Source organism: Acinetobacter junii CIP 64.5 (assembly GCF_000368765.1).
GTDB classification, from domain to species: domain Bacteria; phylum Pseudomonadota; class Gammaproteobacteria; order Pseudomonadales; family Moraxellaceae; genus Acinetobacter; species Acinetobacter junii.
The window spans coordinates 867,256-869,096 of the sequence record NZ_KB849655.1 but is presented as its reverse complement, the minus strand read 5'-3'; the positions used below and the strand labels follow the sequence as shown (position 1 = coordinate 869,096).

Annotated in this window: 1 CRISPR repeat array. The window is 42.0% G+C overall.

The window, feature by feature from the left end:
* Positions 1-5 precede the first annotated feature (5 nt).
* Positions 6-1,834: direct repeats of the CRISPR family, unit length 28 nt; unit sequence GTTCATGGCGGCATACGCCATTTAGAAA.
* Positions 1,835-1,841 lie beyond the last annotated feature (7 nt).

Sequence of the window (1,841 nt, the reverse complement as noted above, 5' to 3'; positions counted from 1 at the left end):
TAAGGGTTCATGGCGGCATACGCCATTTAGAAAACGTATATTTTCCGCTTGCCACACCAGAACATGTTCATGGCGGCATACGCCATTTAGAAATGACTCCAAAAAGTTTTTTGCAATTTGCTCTGGTTCATGGCGGCATACGCCATTTAGAAAGTTGAACTCTACAACATCAAACGCTTTTTAATGTTCATGGCGGCATACGCCATTTAGAAAACGCACAGAAGGGATCAGAATGTCCCATGAGGGTTCATGGCGGCATACGCCATTTAGAAACGAGTAAAAAGAGTTAAAGGAGATAGTAGTGCGTTCATGGCGGCATACGCCATTTAGAAATTCGTTAAACTGACTAGGTTTTGCTTTTTCGAGTTCATGGCGGCATACGCCATTTAGAAATGATACCATATCAATTCTCCAGGCAGTATTTGGTTCATGGCGGCATACGCCATTTAGAAAACTCTTGAATCAGGTATCAAAATAGAAATTTCGTTCATGGCGGCATACGCCATTTAGAAAAATGGGTCGCAACCAATACAAACGTTGTGAATGTTCATGGCGGCATACGCCATTTAGAAAATCGGCTTTTGAGTAGACTTTCATAAAAAAACGTTCATGGCGGCATACGCCATTTAGAAAAGTGAGATAGAGATGTTATCCAGACTGATGTAGTTCATGGCGGCATACGCCATTTAGAAATTTAACTTTGCTAGTTCCGCTTGGGGTTATAAGTTCATGGCGGCATACGCCATTTAGAAAAAGAATAGCCATTCTTCCCGCAGTTTCGCTCTGTTCATGGCGGCATACGCCATTTAGAAATAAGCAGCAAAGGTTTGTCGAAGAATATCTGAGTTCATGGCGGCATACGCCATTTAGAAATTGTACAAGGCAAATGCTAAATTCATGCTATAGTTCATGGCGGCATACGCCATTTAGAAATAACTGCCAGGATGAACCCCCTACTCACTGGATGTTCATGGCGGCATACGCCATTTAGAAAATTTTGAATTGATCATCGCTCAACCCAAACAGGTTCATGGCGGCATACGCCATTTAGAAAATTGAAGTTATTCAGCCAAATAACAAGCTCTAGTTCATGGCGGCATACGCCATTTAGAAAGCCCAAAATACCTTTGAACGAAGTTTCTCTTGGTTCATGGCGGCATACGCCATTTAGAAAAATTAAAGCAAGGTTAGAGCTTGAATTGATGTGTTCATGGCGGCATACGCCATTTAGAAAGCTCCTTGAAGAATCTATTTTTAGGATTGAAAGTTCATGGCGGCATACGCCATTTAGAAATTCAAATTGAGGGGCAACGTAAGAGTTGAATTGTTCATGGCGGCATACGCCATTTAGAAATGGGTAATTTCACCTGGTGTGATACCTGGGTAGTTCATGGCGGCATACGCCATTTAGAAACAAGCAATATCATCATCATGGACTTCTTTTAAGTTCATGGCGGCATACGCCATTTAGAAAAAATTGAACTTTGACGATATCGAGAGCTTTATGTTCATGGCGGCATACGCCATTTAGAAATTCTGTAAAGCTTCATACTCAAGTGGACTTAAGTTCATGGCGGCATACGCCATTTAGAAATGAACCAGGTCTTCCACCGATCACGCAAAAATGTTCATGGCGGCATACGCCATTTAGAAAAGCAAGCTACTCCAACTCAATCAACAAAAGAGGTTCATGGCGGCATACGCCATTTAGAAAATAAGGATGATTCGGAGTTGCTGGAGTGGGCAGTTCATGGCGGCATACGCCATTTAGAAAAACTTAACACACCATTGACCACGCTAGATATTGTTCATGGCGGCATACGCCATTTAGAAATTGTAAC